This window comes from Chryseobacterium antibioticum (assembly GCF_012927325.1).
In the GTDB taxonomy this organism is placed as follows: domain Bacteria; phylum Bacteroidota; class Bacteroidia; order Flavobacteriales; family Weeksellaceae; genus Chryseobacterium; species Chryseobacterium antibioticum.
The window spans coordinates 13,246-36,129 of sequence record NZ_JABBGI010000038.1; the positions used below are offsets into that span (position 1 = coordinate 13,246).

The window sequence follows — 22,884 nt, forward strand, 5'->3', positions numbered from 1 at the left end:
TATGATTACTATCAATAACTTATCCAAGACCTATGGAACGGCTACAGTTCTTAATATAGAGCATCTCGAAATTCCTAATGGTGAAACATTTGGACTGGTAGGAAATAATGGAGCCGGGAAAACCACGCTTTTTAGCCTTATGCTTGATCTTATTCAGCCTACGACAGGCTTTGTAAGCATCGAGGATATCAAAGTCAATGAATCTGAAGCCTGGAAAAATAAAGTCTCTGCTTTTGTGGACGATACTTTCCTGATCGGATACCTTACTCCTGAAGAATATTTTTACTTCATTGGGGAGCTAAGGGGCCAGAATAAAGCTTCCATAGATGAATTTTTAAAACCGTTTCATGATTTTTTTAACGGAGAGATCCTGGATTCAGGAAAATACGTCCGTGATCTGTCAAAAGGAAACCAGAAAAAAGTAGGAATTATAGGAGCAGTTATCGGAAACCCGGAAATTGTGATCCTTGATGAACCTTTTGCCAACCTGGACCCGTCTACCCAGATCAAGCTTAAGAACCTGATCAAAGAACTTTCAAAGCAGGACGGAGTTACTTTTCTGATTTCAAGCCACGACCTTTCGCATACGACAGAAGTCTGTAACAGGATTGTTGTGGTCAACAAAGGACAGCTTGTAAAAGACATCAAGACCAATCCGGAAACATTGCAGGATCTGGAGCAGTATTTCGCAGATCAGGTTTCTGCTTCTTCAGTAATTTAATTTAGATAAAAAATAATGAGCATAGAATCACAAAACGTCACGGACTATCCTAACAGCAACACTATTTTTATGATGTGGAATCTGAATGACAGCCCACAGCTGAAAGATGTTTTCCAGCAGCTTTGTGCTTTGATTCTCAACCTTAATAATTCGGTGTTCAACAGGTTTCCGGACAGCAGAGCAAGCTGTGTCATGGGAATAGGTTGTGAAGGCTGGAAAAAATTAGAACTTCCAACTCCGCTACCTAAAGAATTGGTCAATTTTGAGGAAATTAGAGGAGTAAAGCATACCGCAGTTTCCACAGCTGGTGACCTTCATTTTCACTTGAGAGCCGATAATAAAAGCCTTATTTTTGATATGGCGATAGAAATTTCAAAACTTTTGAGTCCCGTTGCCGAAAGTATTCTTGAAATCCACGGATTTAAATACTGGGATGCCCGGTCAATTCTCGGTTTTGTAGATGGTACAGAAAATCCGCATGGGGAAGACCGCGATTACTTTGCGAAAATTGGAGAAGAAGATTTACAGTATAAAGGCGGAAGTTACTTATTCGTCCAGAAATATCTTCACAATATGGATGCCTGGAAAAGCCTTTCAACAGAAGAACAGGAAAAAGTGATCGGACGATCAAAAGAAAATGACATTGAAATGTCGGATACCGTAAAACCATCCAATTCCCATATCGCTTTAGCCAATATTGAAGGTGAAAACGGAGAAGAGCTTAAGATTGTAAGGGACAATATGCCTTTTGGAAGCCCATCGTCCAATGAATTCGGAACTTACTTTATTGCATATTCAAGTACATTCAGTACCACGAAGAAGATGCTGACGAATATGTTCGTTGGCGATCCGGCTGGAAATTACGATAGAATTTTAGATTTCAGCACAGCGGTGACCGGAACATTGTTTTTTGTTCCTACGAGGAATATGCTGGATGAATTTTCAGGATAATAAAAAGGCCGGAAACATATATCCCGGCCTTTCCATCAATTATTTTAAATAGGATCTTCCTCTATTGGAGTAGCACACATATCAATGTGTATTATGCACATTGCCTGGCAAGGGTTATCTGTACGGGCTCTGCAGCATGCATAATAGCCGTTGTAGGGGATAAGGTACGAGTAGCTAGTAGGGCATTGCGGAATAAATACGCCCCCGAATACTTCTTTAAGATTGGCTCTGTTGAATTTTTTCAGATTTTTCATTGGAAAGCAGTTTAGTTAGAGTTTCATTTTACATCGGGTCTCCTGAACACATTCCTTCCGGGATAAAGCAGAATGTTCCTTTACACGGGTTTCCTAGAGGAGGCGTAGTCAGACAGCATGCATGATAACCGTTAAATTCAACATGAACAAGATTGTTTGGGCAGGTGTGTCCTCCCATTACTTCTCTTAAATGGTCTCGGTTTAATTTTTTTAGATTTTTCATAATGATAGTTTAAATGTATTTATATCACTAATATATGAAAAAATAAGATTACAAAATGTATTTTGATAAAAAATTGTAATTCAATGTTTTACTTAAAATAAAAACCCCAGAATTTCTGAGGTTTCTATCATTTAATCTATAGTGCTAAAATTTTATTTAAGGCTTCCCACCATATCTTCCGGCTTTACCCATTCGTCAAACTGCTCAGCCGTTAAAAAGCCGAGATTCACGGCTTCTTCTTTCAATGTTGTTCCGTTTTTGTGGGCCGTTTTTGCAATTTTTGCTGCATTTTCATAGCCGATGTGGGTATTCAAAGCAGTAACAAGCATTAATGATTTGTCTACCAGTTCTTTAATTCTCTCGTGGTTCGGTTCAATGCCTTCCGCACAATGATCATTGAATGAAATACAGGCGTCGGCAATCAGTTGCGCAGACTGAAGGAAGTTGTAGGCCATAACCGGCTTGAAAACATTAAGCTCATAATTACCTTGCGTTCCTGCAAATGATATGGTGGTATCGTTTCCAAGAACCTGAGCGCAAACCATGGTCATTGCCTCGTTCTGCGTAGGGTTTACTTTCCCCGGCATAATAGAAGATCCCGGCTCGTTCTCAGGAATATGAATTTCCCCGATTCCCGAACGTGGTCCGGAAGCCAGCAATCTGATATCCTGAGCTATTTTGAATAAAGAAACAGCCAGTTGTTTTAAAGCTCCATGAGATTCTACAATAGCATCATGAGCTGCCAAAGCTTCAAATTTATTTTCTGCGGTAACGAAAGGGTGATTCGTAAATTTGGCGATATACTCAGCTACTTTTACATCATAACCATTCGGAGTATTTAGTCCTGTACCAACAGCCGTTCCTCCCAAAGCGAGCTCAGAAAGGTGAGGCAGGGTATTTTTTAAAGCTTTCAATCCATATTCAAGCTGAGCTTTGTAGCCTGAAAATTCCTGTCCAAGTGTAAGGGGAGTAGCATCCATAAGGTGGGTTCTCCCGATCTTTACAATATCTTTAAAAGCTTCCGCTTTGGCAGCAATGGTATTCTTTAATTTTTCAACCGCGGGAATCGTTACTTCAACCACTTTTTTATAAGCAGCAATATGCATGGCCGTTGGATACGTGTCATTGGAAGACTGGGATTTATTCACATCATCATTCGGATGAATTTCAGATTTCTCACCCAAAATTCCGCCATTGTTAACATGAGCCCTGTTTGAAACCACTTCATTAACGTTCATATTCGATTGCGTTCCCGAGCCCGTCTGCCAGATGACCAAAGGAAACTGATCGTTGAGTTTTCCTTCCAGGATCTCCTCACATACCTTAGCAATCATATCTCTTTTTTCCGCAGGAAGAACGCCTAAATCTGTATTGGTAAAGGCTGCTGCTTTCTTTAAATAAGCAAATGCTTCAATGATTTCGTGGGGCATAGAACCCTCCGGTCCGATCTTGAAATTATTTCTTGAACGCTCAGTCTGTGCTCCCCAAAACTTATCTGCAGGTACCTGAACCTCTCCCATAGTATCCTTTTCGATTCTGTAATTCATTGTGATTGAAATTTTTATAAAGTTAATCATAAACGAATAATCCCGCAATTTATAACCATTATAAATATCAATATGGATGACTGATTTTACTCATGCTTTTTTGAGGATGCCGTATTTTTGCACAAACAAAAATTGAATGGATTTTAGATATCAGGATCCGTATCCGATCCAGAAAGATGATACGGTGTATAAAAAATTGACATCAGACTATGTAAAGGTTGAAAAATTAGGAGACAGGGAAATTTTAACCATTGATCCAAAGGGATTGGAGCTTTTGGCTGAAGAAGCTATGGCTGATGTTTCTTTCATGCTTCGTTCTTCACACCTGGCAAGTCTTAAAAAAATCATCGATGATCCGGAAGCTACAGATAATGACAGATTCGTAGCGTATAACCTGTTGCAGAATGCCGCGGTTGCCGTTGAGGGAGCACTTCCTTCATGTCAGGATACAGGAACGGCCATTGTAATGGGAAAAAAAGGAGAAAGTGTTTACACCGGAGTGGATGATGGAGAATACCTGAGTAAAGGAATTTACAATACGTACCAGAAAAGAAACCTTAGATATTCACAGGTGGTTCCTTTGACCATGTTTGAAGAGAAGAATTCAGGATCAAACCTTCCGGCACAGATTGATATCTATGCTAAAAAAGGAGATTACTATGAGTTTTTATTTTTAACGAAAGGAGGAGGATCTGCTAACAAAACATTCCTGTACCAAAAAACGAAATCGTTACTGAACGAAAAGTCTCTTGAAGCATTTGTTAAAGAAAGAATCTCAGATCTTGGAACGGCTGCGTGCCCTCCATATCACCTGGCGCTTGTCATTGGAGGAACTTCTGCTGAAGCGAATTTAGCTGCCGTGAAAAAAGCATCTGCAAAATATTACGATCATCTACCTACTGAAGGAAATGAAGGCGGACAGGCTTTCAGAGATCTTGAATGGGAAGCTAAAGTTCAGAAAATCTGCCAGGAAAGTGCGATCGGAGCCCAGTTTGGAGGAAAATATCTTACCCATGACGTAAGAGTGATCAGACTTCCTCGTCACGCTGCTTCTTGTCCGGTAGGAATGGGAGTTTCATGTTCTGCAGACAGAAATATTAAAGGAAAAATCACCAAAGACGGTATTTTCCTAGAGCAGCTGGAAGAAAATCCGAAAAGATTTTTACCGGATACCCCTCCACACTTAGAAGAAGCTGTTGAAATCAATTTGAATAAGCCGATGCCTGAAATATTGGCTGAGCTGTCGAAATATCCGATCAAAACCAGATTAAAATTAAACGGAACATTGATCGTTGCAAGAGATATTGCTCATGCAAAAATCAAAGAAATCCTGGATAGCGGACAACCGATGCCTGAATATTTCAAAAATCATCCCATTTATTACGCTGGACCTGCAAAAACTCCGGAAGGAATGGCTTCAGGAAGCTTCGGACCTACAACTGCCGGAAGAATGGACGTCTATGTTGACGAATTCCAGAGCTATGGCGGAAGTATGATTATGCTTGCGAAAGGGAATAGAACTAAAGAAGTAACAGATGCATGCAGTAAATACGGAGGATTCTATCTGGGATCCATTGGTGGTCCTGCGGCTATCCTTGCCAAAGACAATATTGTATCCGTAGATATCGTAGATTTCCCTGAACTGGGGATGGAAGCGGTAAGAAAGATCGAAGTAAAAGACTTCCCGGCCTTCATCATTACGGACGATAAAGGCAACGATTTCTTTGCAAATCTAGCGCACTAATTAGTTTAAAATTAAAATAAATTAGAAAATAGGACATGTATCTTTTGTGTACAACGCAAAAAAGTCCTATTTTTGCCTAAAATCTTTAAAGAATGATAACGATTTTATCAGCATTTTGGCCGTTCTACCAGTTCCTATGGACTGTATTCTTTATAATCATGTTCTTAGTAGGGTTCTGGTGTATCTTCATGTTCTTCGGTTTGGTAATCCCAATGTGGTTAACTGAAGGTCTGAAAGAATATTTCGGAAAAGTAAAACCTTTCGACCCTGAGGACATCAGAAGAAAACAGGTTAATGAGCAGGAAGGTGTAGAAGTAATCTACAGCAATCCTAAAGGAAACGGACCGTTTCTACACGATCACGGACATCATCATTAATTTGATTGTCATTGCTTTTTCACCTTAATTCTGAAAAAGTAATATCAAAGCAAAACAATATATATAAACCGCTTAATTTTTTTAAGCGGTTTTTTAGTATCCATTTCTCAGCTTTTCGGGTGAGATTCCGAATTTTTTCTTAAATGCCCGTGTAAAATTCTGGACATATTCATATCCGCATTCAATGGCAATTTCTTTGATCATAATCCCTTTGTCAATAATCATTTTCTTCGCTTTCAGCATTCTCAGCTCCGAAATATAATCAGCTACAGTCATCTGGTACTGTGCCTTAAACTCTTTCCTGATCTTATTCTGATTAATGCCGGTAAGCTTTCCTATGTCTTCCGCACGGATATTTTTATGATAATTTTCATCAATGAATTTTTTTATCACAAAAGAAGTTCCCGGCTCTGCCTGTGTTGTATTCTTTTCATTAAATTGTTCAAAGATCAGGATCAGAAGCTTAATGATCTTGGCCTCCACAAACAACCTCTGCATCATCCCTTTTTTTGAATAGCTGATCAGCTCATTTAAGATCATATGCATTTCCACAGTCATGTAGGGTGGTGTTTTCTGATGAAGAAATATATAATTGTTCGTCATCATGTTCTCCAGAATATCCGCATTTTCTGTGCTCGATTCCGGATTGATGAGGTTAAAAATATACTGGTAATTGATCTGGATGTGGAAATATTTTATCGTTTCTTGGTTTTCTGTCCAGAGATCTGCGGTGCTTTCCTGAGAAGAATAATGAAGAATATATTGATTTTTCCTGAACAGAAACCTGGTCTCACAGTCATTCGCCTCCAGTTTAATATTGGGGCTTAGCAGAAAAAGAAGGCTGAAACTCTCCTTGCTTTCAATCATATATAATCTTGAAAACTTTTCGGGCTGCTGATCTTCCTGCAGGACGATCTTGATGTTTTCGGAACTGAACAGTAATCCGCTGCTGGAGAGATTCTTCATACGAAATGATTTTACGGGTAGAGTACAATTTGAGACAAAAGCCTTACATAGGATAACAAAAAGTTTGGAAATGATAACTCAGGATTAAGAATGAAAGGTAATTTTGCGTAAAATTAAATTTAGAATAATTAAAAATAATATTGAATATGTTTCAAAATTTACATTTTGAGATCCGAAAAATAGGAGCCGGTTTAGCATTGCTAACCATCGCAGGAAGTTATCTATACTCCCAGCAATGGGAGGATGTAGGAGATGCACAGGGAGTTTCGGCTGCGGGTAGCAGTTATAATAATGTAGTAGTAGATCAAACCGGAAATTATTATCTTTCTTATTCCGAAGATGTTACCAAAGTCAAAAGAATCCCACTGAATGGAACTCCACCCGGCTGTACCAATACAGATCCGGGAAGCAACGCAGGAGATACGGGGTGTGTTACTTTTACTTACCAAGGACAGAAGGTAACTTATTCTACGGTAAGAGGCGGTGATGGCAATATCTGGTTACAGCAGAACCTTGGAAGCGCTCAGGTAGCGTCTGCAATGGGTGACGCTGAATCATACGGAGATCTTTTCCAATGGGGAAGATGGGACGATGGTCATCAGCTGAGAAATTCGGCTACGGCAGCGCCTACATCACCAAACACACCGGATGGGTTGGCTGGATCCAATGCCTTTATCATCGGGTCACCTTCGTGGTGGGGCGTTTCTGCAGCTACTGATAAATGGACAGCTTCCAATGCTGCCAACGCATCAAACAATGTAGGAGCGGATCCGTGCATGGCAGTAGGAGCAGGATGGAAGATGCCTTCTCAGGCAGAGTGGACAGCCATTGTAGATTCAGAAAATATTGCCAACCCGGGAACAGGCTACAATAGTCATTTAAAACTGCCGGCATCAGGGTATAGAAGCTCTTCAAACGGAGCGCTTACTTTTGTAGGGCAAAGAGGGTATTTCTGGAGCTCAGATACTTCAAATTCAGGAGGAAAATACTTATACATAGGTTCTACCATCGCTAATCCTTCTTCAGGAGCAATGCGAGGACAGGGGTCTGCAGTACGATGTATTAAGACAGGTCCTGCGTTAGGAACAGCAGATATCATCCGAAAGACTGAAACGATAGGATTTTATCCGAATCCTACGAATGGAATCTTAAATATTAAAGCAGATTCATTGATTGAGAATGTGAATGTTATCAATATGGTAGGACAGAGACTAAACAATATTCAGTTTTCCAACAACCAGATCAATCTGAACGGACTTCCGAACGGAATTTATATTGTAGAATTAAAGGTAAAGAACGGACAGGTTTTTTCTAAGAAAATTATTAAAAACTAGATCCTCATACGTTTGATTGATCAGCAAGGGGCTTTTTTAGGAAAGTCCTTTGTTGTGAAAGCCCGGAATTGATTTGTTTTAAGCATAGTTCATTACAATTACTTTTATCGTAAAGGCTTATGAAATTTTTCATGGGCCTTTTTTCAGAGCTTTTTTTTCACCTGGAAATAAAGTGAAAAAATGAAAATTAATACTATATTCGATAAAAATAAAGAAATGAAAAAGTTTTATTCCCTTGTTTATCTGCTCATTGCGGTGTTCGCTTTTGGACAGATCAACTATACAATTGCTCCAAATCCATTCAACGAAACGGATGCAATTACCCTCACCGTTCCCGGAGATCAGATCGATGAATCTGCCTGGGGTGTTTCCAATAATTCCATTTACATTTGGTCATGGTCTTTTGATACCAATTATCAGAACAGCCAGGATTGTCCTACCAACGGAAGCTGGAACAATTCCAATGATCTGAATAAGCTCAATTATAATTCCGGGACAGATACCTACTCCCTAACCATGACTCCTACTGCTTTTTTCGGAAGAACAGGAATAGGTAGGTTCGGGTTTCTGTTAAAAGATAAAACAGGCTCCCACCAGACCTCCCCGGATATTTTTGTCAATGTTGGTATTTTAAATTTAAGCTTAACCAATCCTGTAGCCAATAGCCTGACCACGGTTCCGGCAGGAAACTCTGTCAATATTACGGCAACAACGAACGTTAATGCCACATTTCAGTTAAAGGCGAATGGTACGGTTGTGAATTCTACCTCTACTCCTTCACAGTCTTATAATTACAGCTATACGGTAACTCAGGACGCCAACATGGAGCTGATTGCAACGGATACCAATTCAAACTCAAAGAATGCAGTTTTCATACTACAGACTCCCAGAACAGTAATCTCGGAAGCGATTCCAAACTGGATCAGACAGGGAATTAATTACCTTCCTTCAGATCAGACGAAAGTGGGTCTTGCTCTGTATGCCCCTCATAAAAATTTTGTGCATGTCATCGGAAGCTTCAATAACTGGGCAGTGAATGACACATATTTAATGAAAAGAGACACCACAAATCCGGATCTTTACTGGATCGAATTAAATGGCCTGACTCCACAACAATTATATACTTTTCAGTACAGAACCAATGATCTGAAAAAAGTAGCAGACCCTTATTCGCCACAGATTTTATCTTCCTATGATGATCAGTGGATCTCAAGTTCTACCTATCCCAACCTGCCAGCGTTTCCTGCAGGACAGGACTTCGAAGTTTCAGTATTTAAAACCGGACAGGCTCCTTATAACTGGCAGATGACCAATTTTCAAAGACCAGCTAAAGAAAACCTGATGGTGTATGAATTATTACTGAGGGATTTTACGCAGGAAAAAAACTGGCAGTCACTGATTAACAAGATCTCTTATTTGAAAAATTTGAATATCAATGCCATCGAGCTGCTTCCTATTATGGAATTTGAAGGAAACCTTTCGTGGGGCTACAATACTTCTTTCCATTATGCACTAGACAAAGCTTACGGAACTCCTGAAAAATTCAAAGAATTTGTCGATCTGTGTCATCAGAACGGGATTGCTGTTATTTTAGACATTGCCTTTAACCATGCAACGGGACGTTCTCCTCTGGCGAGACTCTGGAATATTGATCCCGATGGTGACGGTTATGGTGGAATAGCGGCTAACAATCCTTATTTCAATCAGGTTCCCAAGCATTCCTATAATGTGTTTAATGATTTCAACCATACAAGTCCTTCAACTCAATATTACGTTGAAAGAAGCCTTCAGCAATGGCTGACTGAATATCATATCGATGGATTCCGTTGGGATCTCACTAAAGGGTTTACCCAAAACTGCTCTGAAAATGATGAAGTCTGTACCAATGCTTACCAGCAGGACAGGGTAGATATTATGAAGCAATATGCTGACAAACAATGGGCTATCGACCCGAACTCCTATATGATCTTCGAACATTTGGGAACAGATGCGGAAGAACAGCAGTGGGCGAACTACAGAATAGCGGAAGGAAAAGGAGTGATGCTGTGGAATAAGCAGACTGATCCATATAATCAGAATACGATGGGCTATAAGGATAACAGCAATTATGACAGAATGAACCACAGTCTTCACGGGTTTACCAATATGAGCGCCGTGGGATACGGGGAAAGTCATGATGAAGAAAGATTAATGTTTAAGAACCTTGCTTATGGAGCTGTAAACGGAAGTTATAATGTGACCAATTTGAACACGGCTTTAGAAAGAATGAAAACATTCGGGGCTACATTTTTTACCATTCCCGGACCGAAAATGATCTGGCAGTTTGGAGAATTGGGCTACGAATTCAGTATCAACCGTTGTGCAAACGGAACGATCAGCAGCGGATGCAGAACCGATGAAAAACCTGTTGCCTTTACATTAGGCTATGATACCAATGCAAACAGGAAAGCGGTTTATGATACCTGGGCTAAAATTATCAATATCAGAAATAGCCATCAGGTTTTCAAATCTAAAACATACACGATAGAATCCAACAACCTTACCAATGATCCTGAAGGGCTGATCACAAGGATTTATGTGTATGATAATGCAATAAGTGGAATGAAAAACGTTGTGGTGCTGGCCAATTATACCACTTCCGCACAAAATGTCGTTCCCTATTTCCCGTATGCAGGGCAATGGCAGAACCTGATGGATAATACGATCTCGAATTTTGCTTCTACCACAACTCCTATTATGCTGCAGCCCGGAGAATTCAGGATTTTTGGTAACTATTCAGGGGCATTGTCAACCATTGACGTCAATGTGGCCAATAAATTATCACTTCAGATTGCAGATAATCCGGTAAAGAATGGATTGGTAAAATTGATCTATCATAAAGCAAAGAATGGAGAAATCGCCATCTTTGATATGGGGGGTAAAAAACTGGATTCATTTAAGTTAAATCAGGAAAACGGAACCTATGAATTGAAAGTAGGATATCCGCCAAGCACTTATCTGGTTCATCTACGTTCCGAAACAGGCACGGCAATTCAGAAAATGATGATTAAATAATATAAAGAGGGATGATGAAAGTACATGATCCCTCTTTTTTATTTACAGCACATAATAATATATAAATCTACTTTTTTGCCAATTAAAAATATTAGTCTACTTTTGCAGCAGATTATCGAGAAAGGTGGAGGGATTTGGCCCTATGAAACCTTAGCAACCTGCACGTCTCTAAAAAGTGTAAAGGTGCTAATTCCAGCCCGTTGTGGGGAAGATGAACAAAGTCAATATTCTGACAGCAATTCCATTTCTTGAAGTCTTTTATATCTGCGGATGAGCTCCGTGGAAGCATGTTATTATTAATTTACAAGAACAAAAGATGAAAAAATTAAGCCTGTCTGTTATACTCTTGGGATCCGTTTTGGTCAACGCACAGGAACAGGAAAAAGGAACTCAGATTGAGGATGTAGTGATCGTAGGAAACCGGAATGCCAAAAGAGCAAAACTGGAAACTCCGGTTCCGGTAGATATTATCAACATAGAAAAGCTGCAGAGATCTGCTCCGCAGACTACGGTTCAGGACCTTCTGAATTATGTGATCCCGTCATTTAATACAGTGAGGCAGTCCGCTTCTGACGGGACGGAACATATTGATCCCGTAACCTTAAGAGGAATGGGTCCTGATCAGGTTCTGGTCCTGATCAACGGAAAAAGAAGACACACCACTTCATTGGTCAATTATCAGAATACGGTCGGAAACGGATCTGTAGGAACAGACCTGAGTACAATTCCCGTAATCGCTATTGACAGAATAGAAGTTCTGCGAGATGGGGCAGCAGCACAATATGGTTCAGATGCCATTGCAGGAGTAGTGAATATTATTCTTAAAAAAGATATCGGAGCGTCTGCATCGGCATCTTACGGAATTAGCGGCCGCAATGACGGAGAAACGTATCAGGCCGGAATCAACTACGGATCTTCTTTGGGAAAAAAAGACAGCTATATCAATCTTTCCCTACAGTTGAGCCATAGAGGAAAAACTACAAGAACTCAAAATCATGATCTTGATATTTTCGGGAATAATTTTGCTTATGAATTTGCTGATGATCCTGACGCTGCCAGAGCAGCCGATGATCAAAAAATAAGAGAACTGGGACTCACCCGTGATGATTTTAATTTTCAGATCGGAGATGCTCAAATCAGACAGGCCCAACTGTTTTTTAATTCCGAATATCCTTTGAGTGAAAACTTCAGGCTGTATTCCTTCGGAGGTTTCAGCATGAAAGAAGGAAAAGGTTTTGGTTTCAGAAGGCTGCCAAGTGAAACATCAAATGTGGTTTCTTCTATTTATCCCAATGGATTTCAGGCTTATCTGGGATCACAGGTATACGATTTTTCCTATGCTTTAGGAGCTAAATACAATGTCAATAACTGGCTGATTGATTTAAGCAATACTTTTGGAAGCAATACATTCAATTACAACGTAAACAATACTAATAACGCTTCTTTGGGGGCGAAATCTCCAACAAGTTTTTATGCAGGGGCACACAGTTTCCTTCAGAATACGGTCAATCTTGATGTTTCTAAAAATATCAATCAGTTGAATGTAGCATTTGGAGGAGAATTCCGTTTTGAACAGTACGAGATCAAGCCCGGAGATGAAGCTTCCTACACCCGTTATGATATCAACGGAAATCCTGCTGGCCCTGGTTCTACGGTTGAGGGGAATGGCGGTTCACAGTCGTTTATCGGTTTTTCACCGGATAATGCAGTGAAAAAATCCAGACATTCAGCAGCGGTATATGCAGATGTTTCTTATGATCTTGCTAAAAAATTAAATATAGATCTTGCCGGGAGATTTGAAAACTATTCAGATTTTGGAAATACCCTTAACGGAAAACTGGCCGTGAGATATGAATTTGTAAAAAACTATGCTATACGGGCGGCTGTGGGAACCGGTTTCAGGGCTCCATCCCTTCAGCAGCAGTATTTTAATAATTCCTATGCAGATATTTCCACTTCAGGATCGGGAATTGTGACGAAAGGAATTTTCAGAAACGATAGTGGTGCTGCCAAAGCGCTGGGATTTGATAAATTAAAGCAGGAAACATCAGTGAATGCCAGTGCAGGATTTGCTCTAAAGCCTGCCAACAGACTGCTTGTTACTATTGATGGCTATTGGATCAGAGTGAAAGATAGAATTGTGATCACCAGCAATATCACAGATCCAAGACTGGCTGAGTATAATGTAGAAAGCGGAAGATTTTTTGCCAATGCAATTGATACAGAAACAAAAGGTGTTGATGTGGTAGTTACCTATGATTGGAAATTGGGTGCTGGAAATTTAAATATCAATCTGGCAGGAAATTATACAGAGACAAAGATCAAAGATTTTCATTTTCCTGAAAAATTAGTACCTGCCCAAAATGAATTCTTCGGGCCGGACCAGATCAATATCATCGAAACCCTGTCTCCAAAAACAAAAGCTTCCCTGGGACTGAATTATGCCATCGGAAAATTCAATTTCATGGTAAGAAATACGTATTTTGGCCAGGTCATAAGAGATGGGTATCCTTTTGGGAAAGTTCAGAGTTTTACGCCTAAAGTAGTAACGGATGTGAGCGTAGGATATGATATCACAAAAAGTATTAACCTGACGGTGGGTGCCAATAACGTATTTGATGTATTTCCTGATCTTCAGATCTATGAAAATTCATACTATGGGGTATTTAAGTATGCTCCGGTTCAGATGGGAACACTGGGGAGCTATTTCTTCGGAAGACTTAATTTTAATTTTTAACTGCGAAATGAGTACTGCTACACACCAGATCGGCTGGAAAACCGCCGCTGCTATTGTCGTTTCCAATATGATCGGGACGGGGATATTCACCACTTTAGGCTTCCAGCTTTCTGATATTACCAATACCTACAGCATTTTTCTGTTGTGGATCATCGGTGGGATTCTCGCTTTGTTTGGGGCGTTTTGCTATGCTGAGCTGGGATCTTATTTTAAAGGAAATGGGGGAGATTATATTTATCTCAAAGAAACCTATCACCCAGTTTTCGGCTATCTGGTCAGCTGGATCTCTCTGATTATTGGTTTTTCTGCGCCTGTTGCTCTGGCTGCGTTGGCTATGTCAAAATACCTTTCAGCATTTAATTACACCTTTGGAAACGGCTTTGCCATTGGATTTATTTTTTTGGTGGCAGCAGCCTTGTCGTTCAGTCTTAAAACTTCGAGCAGATTCCATAATTTTTTCACCTTTATTAAGATCGCTTTTATCATCGTTTTGGTCATTCTTGGTGTAGTACTGCCAGGATCTGAGGCAGGAAACAGTCTGGAATTCGGAAGCAGCTGGCAAGACGAAATTATGCTCCCGGCATTTGCAACATCTCTGGTTTTTGTTACCTATTCCTATACCGGATGGAATTCTGCATCCTATATCGCAGGAGAAATAAAAGATGTTCAGAAGAATCTTCCCAGAGCTTTAATTGTGGGAACTGTTTTTGTAACGGTGAGTTATCTTCTGGTCAATTATATAATGCTTAAACATGCCCCCATAAGCCAGATGGCGGGAAAAGAAGATGTGATGGGAGAAGCGGCGGGCAATATGCTGGGTATCGGTTTTGGGAAAATTGTCAATATTTTTATCGCATTACAGCTGATTGCGACCATTAGCGGATATCTGTGGGTAGGTTCAAGACTGACACAGGCTTTTGCGAAAGAAAATCATTTGTGGAGATCACTTGCTGTTAACAATAAAAAAGGAATTCCGGTAAGAGCTATTTTTGTACACGCTGTGATTGCTTCGGTGATCATTCTGACAGGAAGCTTCAAAGAAATTTTTGTCTATACCGCTTTTATCCTTCAGCTGTTTGCCAGCCTATCCATTTCTACCGTTTTCTTTTTGAAAAAAGACCAGCGAAAGATATTTAAATCGAATTTATTCTACCTATTTCCGACCGTTTTTCTGCTTTTCAGTGTTTATATCCTCTATTTTACACTTATTCATAATCCTAAAGAGAGTATTATAGGGCTGGGAATTGTAGCCCTCGGACTGATTTTATATGTCATTGATAAAAAGTTTTTTACTAAGCCTGCAGAATAATCATTCAGTGGATAATCATCAATATTCATTAAAGCAATCATTCTGATTTTAAGTGAAATCCCAGGGTTGAAACGCACTTGATGATCTTCAAAATATCATAAACCTAAATGATTCAAAAAATTATGATGATTTGATCGCATAAACGAATTTTAATTTGAATTAATAATTCTTATCTTTGCACTCTCAAAAATTGCAGAATGTCTAAATCATTAATTCCAAAGCTAGAAGCGATTAAACAAAGATATAATGAGGTCGCAGACCTTATTATACAGCCTGATATCATTTCAGATCAAAAAAAATATTCTTCATTAAATAAAGAATACAGTGATTTGGGTAAGATTGTAAGAGTTTACGATCAGTATAAAGGCGCGCTAGACAATATCGCAGAATCTGAAGAAATTATTGCTGATGGATCAGACAGAGATTTGGTAGATATGGCTAAGGAGGAAAAAGTAGAAGCCCAGGCTAAACTTCCAGGTTTGGAAGAAGAGCTTAAAGTTTTATTGATTCCTAAAGATCCAACAGATGACAAAAACGTAATTGTAGAACTTCGTGCCGGAACAGGAGGGGATGAAGCTGCAATTTTTGTAGAAGATGTCTACAGGGCTTATGCCATGTATTTTAAAACCAAAGGATGGAAACACGAAATCACAGATTCTAGTGAGGCATCTAAAGGATATAAAGAATTAATTATCAGAATTGAAGGGGACGGCGTATATGGAATCATGAAATTTGAATCCGGCGTTCACCGCGTACAGCGTGTTCCTGAAACGGAATCGCAAGGCAGAGTGCATACTTCTGCAATTACTGTTGCTGTTTTACCGGAAGCTGAAGAAATAGATTTTGAATTAAATCCTGCAGATATTGAGATGCAAACTTCTCGTTCTGGAGGTGCTGGAGGGCAAAACGTAAACAAGGTTGAAACGAAAGTACAACTAACACATAAACCTTCAGGAATGGTTGTAATTTGTCAACAAGCACGTTCCCAGTTGGCTAATAGAGAATTAGCGATGGAAATGCTTCGTACTAAATTATATGATATTGAAGTTCAAAAATCTGTTGGTGATATTGCAGCACAACGTAAATCAATGGTTTCTACCGGAGACCGTTCTGCAAAGATCAAAACTTACAACTATCCACAGGGAAGGGTGACAGATCACAGGATCAACAAATCGATGTATAATCTGGACGCCTACATGAACGGAGATATTTCTGAAATGATAGATGCCGTGATCATGGCGGAGAATGCAGAGAAGATGAAGGGAGAAGAAGAAAATTATTAAAATAAATTATAAATCAGGCTCTTGAATTTCAGGAGCTTTTTTTTGCTGTACCATTCAGCAGATTGAAAATAAACTATACTATGAAAGGACCTGTGAGAATTTTATTTCTGATGATGCTGTTCTGTATTCAGAATATTTTTGCTCAGAATAAGGCGCTGAAAATGAATGAATTATATTTTAAAAACTTAAATCACTAGAAAAACAAAATAAAAATAGACATATGAAGAAGTTAAAGATCATTGTATTGCTGATGATGGCGGTACTCAGTCAAAATCTGATAGCTCAAACCGAAGTGAAAAAGCCTTCTGAAGTGTTTGAAATGTACTTCGGGACTTTCGTTAAAAATGACGATGCGGTACTGACTAAGCTGAATGATTATTTGAAGCCTACTGTGGAAGGAGAGAATGCTTACCAGATAGATTTTAAAGTAGTTTCTCAGGATATGATGAAAGAAAGTACAGACAATTTTTTATCTGCTTTTTCCAAAACCACGGCAGATGCCTGCAGAAAAGAAGCTGAACAGTACTTTAGTGCCATGATGGAGAATTTTAAAAATGGAAAACTTACCGTTAAAGATGTAAAAGTGGTCCAGAACGAATATATAGAAGATCAGAAAATTGCTGAGATCAATTATTCAGTAAGTTTTAAAGTTCCTTCAAAATTTTCAGATATTCCATCAGGAGATATTAAAAATGTAAAGCCCGAAGACCTTAAGAAATACCTGGTTCAGAGTGTACAGGACTTTAAAAATGCAGATAAAATAGTAGTAACGGAGCAGAAGTTTAAATTGTATCAACTTAATGAAGGTGGGAAAATATATTATTGGAATGGTAGTCCTGACGAAATCGTTTCGGGATTAACTGATTTTTACTTTGAAAGTTTCGGATCTAAATAATGATCTCTGGAAAATATATCTCAAGAAAAAGCTCTGATGTTTCAGAGCTTTTTTTATTTCACATACTTTGTGTATTTTTGAGAAAACCCTTGATTATGAATTTTAAACCTCTTTTATTAACCGCTGGAGTCCTGTTTTCAGCAACTTTTTATTCTCAAAAAATGAATTATCCTACAGCAGTAAAAGGAAGTCAGACAGATACTTATTTTGGCACCGCTGTTTCTGACCCGTTCAGAGATCTTGAAAATGATTCTGAAGCTACAAAGAAATGGGTAGATGATGAAGTAGCCTATAGTCAGAATTATCTTTCAAAAATACCCTTCAGAAATAAAATCAAGGACCAACTGAGAGACATCTGGAATTACGAAAAAATTTCAGCACCTTTCAAAGAGGGAGATTATACGTACTATTCTAAAAATGACGGCCTTCAGGCACAGTCTGCCATATATAGAACAAACAATAAGACCAAAGCAACGGAAATATTTTTAGACCCGAATAAATTTTCAGATAAAGGAACTACGTCGCTTTCCAATTTATCATTCAACAAAAAAGGAAACCTTGCCGCCTATTCTATTTCCGAAGGTGGAAGTGACTGGAATAAGATCATTATCATCGATGCAATCACCAAAAAGCAGATCGACGAAACGCTGGTGGACGTAAAGTTCAGCGGAATTTCATGGCAGGGTGATGAAGGATTCTACTATTCAAGCTACGATAAGCCGAAAGAGGGAACCGTACTTTCCGGAATGACCGATAAACATAAAGTATATTTCCACAAATTAGGAACAAAGCAATCTGAAGATAAACTCATTTTTGGAGGTGATAAAACGCCCAGAAGATATCTTGGTGCTGGAGTTTCCGAAGACCAGAGATTCCTGATCATTTCTGCAGCCAATGCAACGAATGGAAATGAATTGTATATCAAAGATTTAAAGAAAGGAGGCGATTTTGTGCAGATCAACAAAGGATTTGATGTTAATGCCAGTATTGTAGATACCCAAGGAGACGATCTGTTTATCTTTACGGATAAAGACGCTCCCAATATGCGTCTGGTAAAAACAAGCATTTCAAATCCTTCCCCGGAAACCTGGAAAGATCTCATTCCACAGACAGAGAATGTATTGGGAATCTCTTCAGGAGGCGGATATTTCTTTGCAACCTATATGATCGATGCCATTGACCAGGTAAAACAGTTTGATAAGACCGGAAAACTGATCAGAGAAATTACCCTTCCGGGAAAAGGAAATATTGGAGGTTTTGGAGGTAAGGAAGAGGAAAAAGAACTTTATTTTACTTTCAGCAACTATATCACGCCCGGAACTACCTATAAATTTAATGCAGATTCAGGGAAATCCGAAGTGTATCAGAAGCCTAAAGTGAAGTTTAATCCTGAGGACTATGTTTCCGAGCAGGTATTCTATACTTCAAAAGACGGGACCAAGATTCCTATGATGATCAATTATAAAAAAGGAACAAAACTTAATGGCAAAAACCCAACAATCCTGTATTCCTACGGAGGATTCAACATCAGCCTTCAGCCTTCATTCTCTGTAGTGAATGCGATCTGGATGGAAAACGGAGGGATCTACGCAGTGCCAAATATCCGTGGTGGTGGTGAATATGGAAAGAAATGGCACGATGCAGGTACGAAAACACAGAAGAAAAATGTTTTTGAAGACTTCATTGCAGCAGGAGAATATCTGCAAAGCAAAGGCTATACTTCCAAAGACTATATGGCGTTATCCGGAAGATCAAACGGTGGACTTCTTGTAGGTGCTACCATGACCATGCGTCCTGATCTTGCAAAAGTGGCTTTTCCGGGTGTTGGAGTTCTGGATATGCTGAGATACAATAAGTTCACGGCGGGAGCAGGTTGGTCCTACGACTACGGAACGGCAGAAGATAGCAAAGAAATGTTTGAATACCTTAAATCTTACTCTCCGGCACATAATGTGAAAAAAGGAACATGCTATCCTTCTACAATGATCATTACCAGCGATCATGATGACAGAGTAGTTCCTGCACATTCTTTCAAATTTGGGGCAGAACTTCAGGAAAAACAAGGATGCAAGAATCCAATTTTACTAAGAATTGAGAAAAATGCAGGGCATGGTGCAGGAAGAGCAACGGATCAAGTAATCAGCGAAAATGCGGATCTTATATCATTTGCTTTATATGAAATGGGAATTAATAAATTAGCTTATTAATATAAAAAAATAAAAAAATGGCTGATTTCATTGAAATTAGCCATTTTTTTTGATGGTACTATGCATTAAATTGTTATTTTTGTCCCGGATATTTAAAATTTATTAATTCTATTCATGTAGATCATTATGAAAAAAAGAATTTTACTAGTTTGTGCATTGACGGCGGGTGTTGCCAGTTTCAACGCACAGAGATGGGAGCCTGCTTCGCAGAGAACATCCCAAATTAGAAAAGAGGTAGATGTAAAATACTCTTACAGAGTAGATCTGGCTTCACTTAGAAGTATTTTAAAAGATGCTGTAGAAACAGGGAAAGGCGCAAAGGCTGTTATTGTTTCTCTTCCAACAGCAGAAGGAAAAATTGAAAAGTTTGCAGTATACAGCAATCCAGTGATGGAAAAGTCTATGGCAGATAGATATCAGTTGGGTTCCTACGTAGGTGTAGGGGTTGAAGATCCTTCCAAATATGTAAGATTCAGTACGTCTCCTACAGAAATGCAGTCGATGATCATCAAGGACGGAGTATTCCAGTTCATTGAGCCAATCACTACAGACAAGCAGACTTACGGAGTGTTCTATAAAACAAAGAGAACAAACAGTGAGCAGGGATTCGAATGTGGTACAAACGAAACCAATATTAAAGATATACAGCTTTTAAGAGAGAACGGTAAAAAAAAACTTTCTAATGTAGGAATTACGAACAGACCTGCAAGTACAAAGTATAGAACTTATAGGTTAGCAATGTCTACTACAAGTGAATATACGGCTTATTTCGGAGGGGTTGCCGGAGCTGTTACGCAGATAAACAATACCATGACCAGAGTCAATGGAGTTTTCGAAAAAGACTTTGGTATTAAGTTACTTCTTCAGAATTATCCGAATATTATTTATACGAATGCCGCTACTGATCCTTATTCAGATTCAGATGCAGGAGTAGATGATGCATTATGGAATGGAGAGTTGATGAATGTTCTTCACAATAACGTTGGGGAAGCTAATTTTGACATTGGACACTTATTTGGCGCCACTGGAGGAGGAGGTAATGCCGGATGTATCGGATGTATCTGTAGCGATGATATGACATTAGATCAAGGTTCACCAGTTGCTTACAAAGGTTCTGGATTTACTTCACCAGCTAATGGAGTTCCGTCAGGTGATTCATTTGATATCGATTATGTAGCTCACGAATTAGGTCACCAGTTAGGTGGAAACCATACCTTCTCAAATAATACGGAAGGTTCTGGTGTAAATGTAGAGCCGGGAGGGGGTACAACAATTATGGGATATGCAGGAATTACCTATGACAATGTACAGATGGTTTCCGATGCTTACTTCCATTATTCTTCAGTAAACCAGATTCTTAATAATCTGGATGATAAAACAACATGCGGTGTTTCTCAAACGATTACAACAAATACCGCCCCTGTTATTTCTCCTCTTACAGCATACAGTATTCCTAAAGGAACTGCCTATTATTTAGAGGCTACAGCAACAGATACTGACCCTGTTAAATACACATGGGAGCAGTATGACAGCGTAGACGAAGATGCTACTATTTCTGGAGACAGCGGATGGGGATATAATTCTCAGGGTGCTGTAGCAAGATCATTCTTTGGAACGGCTAGTGGAAGAAGATATTTCCCGAGCTTACCTTTGGTAATGAGCGGAAAACTTACTAATAAAGCAACTTGGGAATCCGTTTCTTATGTTCCAAGACAATTGCATTATGCAGTTACTGTAAGAGATGAGAATGCACAAAGACCAATGCTTTCTTCTTCAGAAACAACAGTTACTGTTGGAAATGACGGACCATTTAAATTTGATGGTCTTACAGCTTCTTCAGTTTTATATAATAATGCATCAAACACAATTAAATGGGCTGTAGCTAATACCACGGCTGCCCCTTATAATGTAGCTAATGTTAAGATAGATTATACGGCTGATAACGGGGTTACATGGACTGAATTAGTAGCTTCTACACCAAATACGGGGAGTTATGCAGTACAGATGCCGGGAAGTTTAACCGGAGCTGTTAAATTGAGAGTATCTGCTATCAATAATGTATTCTATGCAGTATCACCTGCAGTGACTATTGGAACGGCGCCTACTTCTACTACAGCTGCGCCTACAGGATTATCTACTACATCTGCAGATGTCCTTAAGAATTCAGCGATCGTATCTTGGAACAGTGTACCGGGAGCTGCTACTTACTCTGTAAATTACAGAAAATTAGGAGTTTCAGCATGGACAAATGCATCAAGCACAACGAATTCATTATTATTGAGTACTCTTGAAGACGAAGCTACTTATGAAGTACAAGTAGCAGCTGTGGTAAACAGCATACCTGGAAGCTTCTCTTCAAACTATGTTTTCAAAACAAAACCATTGGCAACAGGAGTAAATTACTGTATCTTAAATACGGGATATAATTCTGTAGGAAACATTGCAAGAGTACAACTTTCTAACATTAATCATATTGATACTACCATTAGATCATACAAAGATTTAAGTGAAGACCCTGCAAAAATAATCAACCTTATCAGAGGAAACTCTTATCCGATAAGTATTTTTGGTATTTACAATCAGGCTGCTCCTATGACTTATAACGTATGGATCGATTACAACAGAAATGGGGTATATGAAGCAAGTGAAAAAGTATATACAAGTGCTGCTACAGCTCCTGCAGCAAATGGTATAGGAAGCGTTACAGGTAACTTCACTGTTCCTGCAACAGCTCTTGTTGGAAATAAGGTAGTGGGAATGAGAGTCGCATCTAACTATTCTGCAGCATTAAGCAGTGCGTGTGGTACTTTACCAAGTGGAGCAGGAAGTGTAATGGACTTCTCAGTGAGAATCTTCGGATCTGCACTTGCGGTAGATGAAACTAAAGAAACTAAAACTGAAGTTGAAATCTATCCAAATCCAGCTGATACTTTCGTAGGGGTAAGAAACCTTAAAGGAAAAGCAGACTATAAAATCTATAGCGCAGACGGAAGATTAGTTCAGAGCGGGAATATTGATAATCAGATTATTAATGTAGCTGGTTTAACTAAAGGAATGTATATCATCACCATTAAAGATGATAAAAACACTTACAATACTAAACTTATCAAAAAATAAGCATACAGTATATTAATAACGAAGACCGGGCATATGTCTAGTCATGGTCGGAAGAATTTTTCTTCCGACTTTTTTGTTTTTTGGCGTACGGAAAAGCATACTTATATTGCTGGTTATCAAACAATTAATTTGTTTTTCTGTTTTTTATTTTGTATATTAGCAGTT

16 protein-coding genes and 1 riboswitch are annotated in these 22,884 nt (G+C 39.0%); of the genes, 12 read left to right on the plus strand and 4 right to left on the minus strand.

Annotation, left to right across the window (positions count from 1 at the left end):
• Position 1 precedes the first annotated feature (1 nt).
• Positions 2-721 carry an ABC transporter ATP-binding protein gene (locus HHL23_RS20480; RefSeq protein ID WP_169236601.1) on the plus strand — a complete coding sequence of 240 codons (720 nt, stop codon included), beginning with the start codon at positions 2-4 and terminating at the stop codon, positions 719-721.
• Positions 722-736: 15 nt separating this feature from the next.
• Positions 737-1,672 carry a Dyp-type peroxidase gene (locus tag HHL23_RS20485; RefSeq protein ID WP_169236602.1) on the plus strand — a complete coding sequence of 312 codons (936 nt, stop codon included), beginning with the start codon at positions 737-739 and terminating at the stop codon, positions 1,670-1,672.
• Between the two features lie 44 nt (positions 1,673-1,716).
• On the opposite strand, the gene HHL23_RS23005 is transcribed toward HHL23_RS20485, so the two are convergent.
• From HHL23_RS23005 to fumC, 3 genes are all read right to left on the minus strand, one after another.
• A complete protein-coding gene (locus tag HHL23_RS23005) occupies positions 1,717-1,926 on the minus strand; it encodes a bacteriocin-like protein (RefSeq protein ID WP_449386650.1) in 210 nt (69 codons plus the stop codon).
• Between the two features lie 28 nt (positions 1,927-1,954).
• On the minus strand, positions 1,955-2,149 hold the full coding sequence (locus HHL23_RS20490; protein WP_169236603.1) for a bacteriocin-like protein: 195 nt from the start codon (positions 2,147-2,149) through the stop codon (positions 1,955-1,957).
• A gap of 152 nt (positions 2,150-2,301) precedes the next feature.
• Positions 2,302-3,696, minus strand: coding sequence for a class II fumarate hydratase (gene fumC, locus HHL23_RS20495; protein WP_169236604.1), 1,395 nt, complete (start codon positions 3,694-3,696; stop codon positions 2,302-2,304).
• 136 nt (positions 3,697-3,832) lie between these two features.
• Here fumC and HHL23_RS20500 point away from each other — a divergent pair, with 136 nt between their 5' ends.
• On the plus strand, positions 3,833-5,440 hold the full coding sequence (locus HHL23_RS20500; protein WP_169236605.1) for a fumarate hydratase: 1,608 nt from the start codon (positions 3,833-3,835) through the stop codon (positions 5,438-5,440).
• Positions 5,441-5,532: 92 nt separating this feature from the next.
• Entirely contained in the window at positions 5,533-5,817 is a 285-nt protein-coding gene (locus tag HHL23_RS20505; protein ID WP_185194902.1) for a hypothetical protein, read from the plus strand.
• Positions 5,818-5,910: 93 nt separating this feature from the next.
• Here HHL23_RS20505 and HHL23_RS20510 read toward each other — a convergent pair whose 3' ends face one another.
• Positions 5,911-6,783, minus strand: coding sequence for a helix-turn-helix domain-containing protein (locus HHL23_RS20510; RefSeq protein WP_169236606.1), 873 nt, complete (start codon positions 6,781-6,783; stop codon positions 5,911-5,913).
• Between the two features lie 146 nt (positions 6,784-6,929).
• On the opposite strand from HHL23_RS20510, the gene HHL23_RS20515 reads away from it, so the two are divergent.
• The 8 genes from HHL23_RS20515 to HHL23_RS20550 all read left to right on the plus strand — a co-directional run bounded on the left by HHL23_RS20515 (position 6,930) and on the right by HHL23_RS20550 (position 22,719).
• Positions 6,930-8,117, plus strand: a complete 1,188-nt coding sequence (locus HHL23_RS20515) for a T9SS type A sorting domain-containing protein (RefSeq protein ID WP_169236607.1) — start codon at positions 6,930-6,932, stop codon at positions 8,115-8,117.
• Positions 8,118-8,333: 216 nt separating this feature from the next.
• Positions 8,334-11,171, plus strand: coding sequence for an alpha-amylase family glycosyl hydrolase (locus HHL23_RS20520; protein ID WP_169236608.1), 2,838 nt, complete (start codon positions 8,334-8,336; stop codon positions 11,169-11,171).
• A gap of 109 nt (positions 11,172-11,280) precedes the next feature.
• A riboswitch (SAM riboswitch) is annotated at positions 11,281-11,389 on the plus strand.
• A 98-nt stretch (positions 11,390-11,487) separates the two neighbouring features.
• Positions 11,488-13,908 (plus strand): TonB-dependent receptor plug domain-containing protein, encoded by a 2,421-nt coding sequence (locus tag HHL23_RS20525; RefSeq protein WP_169236609.1) that lies wholly within the window; start codon positions 11,488-11,490, stop codon positions 13,906-13,908.
• Positions 13,829-15,217: an APC family permease gene (locus HHL23_RS20530; protein WP_228464901.1), complete on the plus strand. Its 1,389-nt coding sequence runs from the start codon at positions 13,829-13,831 to the stop codon at positions 15,215-15,217. The genes HHL23_RS20525 and HHL23_RS20530 overlap by 80 nt, the downstream gene beginning before the upstream one ends.
• A gap of 197 nt (positions 15,218-15,414) precedes the next feature.
• Positions 15,415-16,500: a peptide chain release factor 1 gene (gene prfA, locus HHL23_RS20535; RefSeq protein ID WP_169236610.1), complete on the plus strand. Its 1,086-nt coding sequence runs from the start codon at positions 15,415-15,417 to the stop codon at positions 16,498-16,500.
• A 220-nt stretch (positions 16,501-16,720) separates the two neighbouring features.
• A complete protein-coding gene (locus HHL23_RS20540) occupies positions 16,721-17,395 on the plus strand; it encodes a hypothetical protein (protein ID WP_169236611.1) in 675 nt (224 codons plus the stop codon).
• A 95-nt stretch (positions 17,396-17,490) separates the two neighbouring features.
• Positions 17,491-19,602, plus strand: a complete 2,112-nt coding sequence (locus HHL23_RS20545; protein WP_169236612.1) for a prolyl oligopeptidase family serine peptidase — start codon at positions 17,491-17,493, stop codon at positions 19,600-19,602.
• Between the two features lie 126 nt (positions 19,603-19,728).
• Positions 19,729-22,719 carry a reprolysin-like metallopeptidase gene (locus tag HHL23_RS20550; protein ID WP_169236613.1) on the plus strand — a complete coding sequence of 997 codons (2,991 nt, stop codon included), beginning with the start codon at positions 19,729-19,731 and terminating at the stop codon, positions 22,717-22,719.
• Positions 22,720-22,884: the final 165 nt, after the last annotated feature.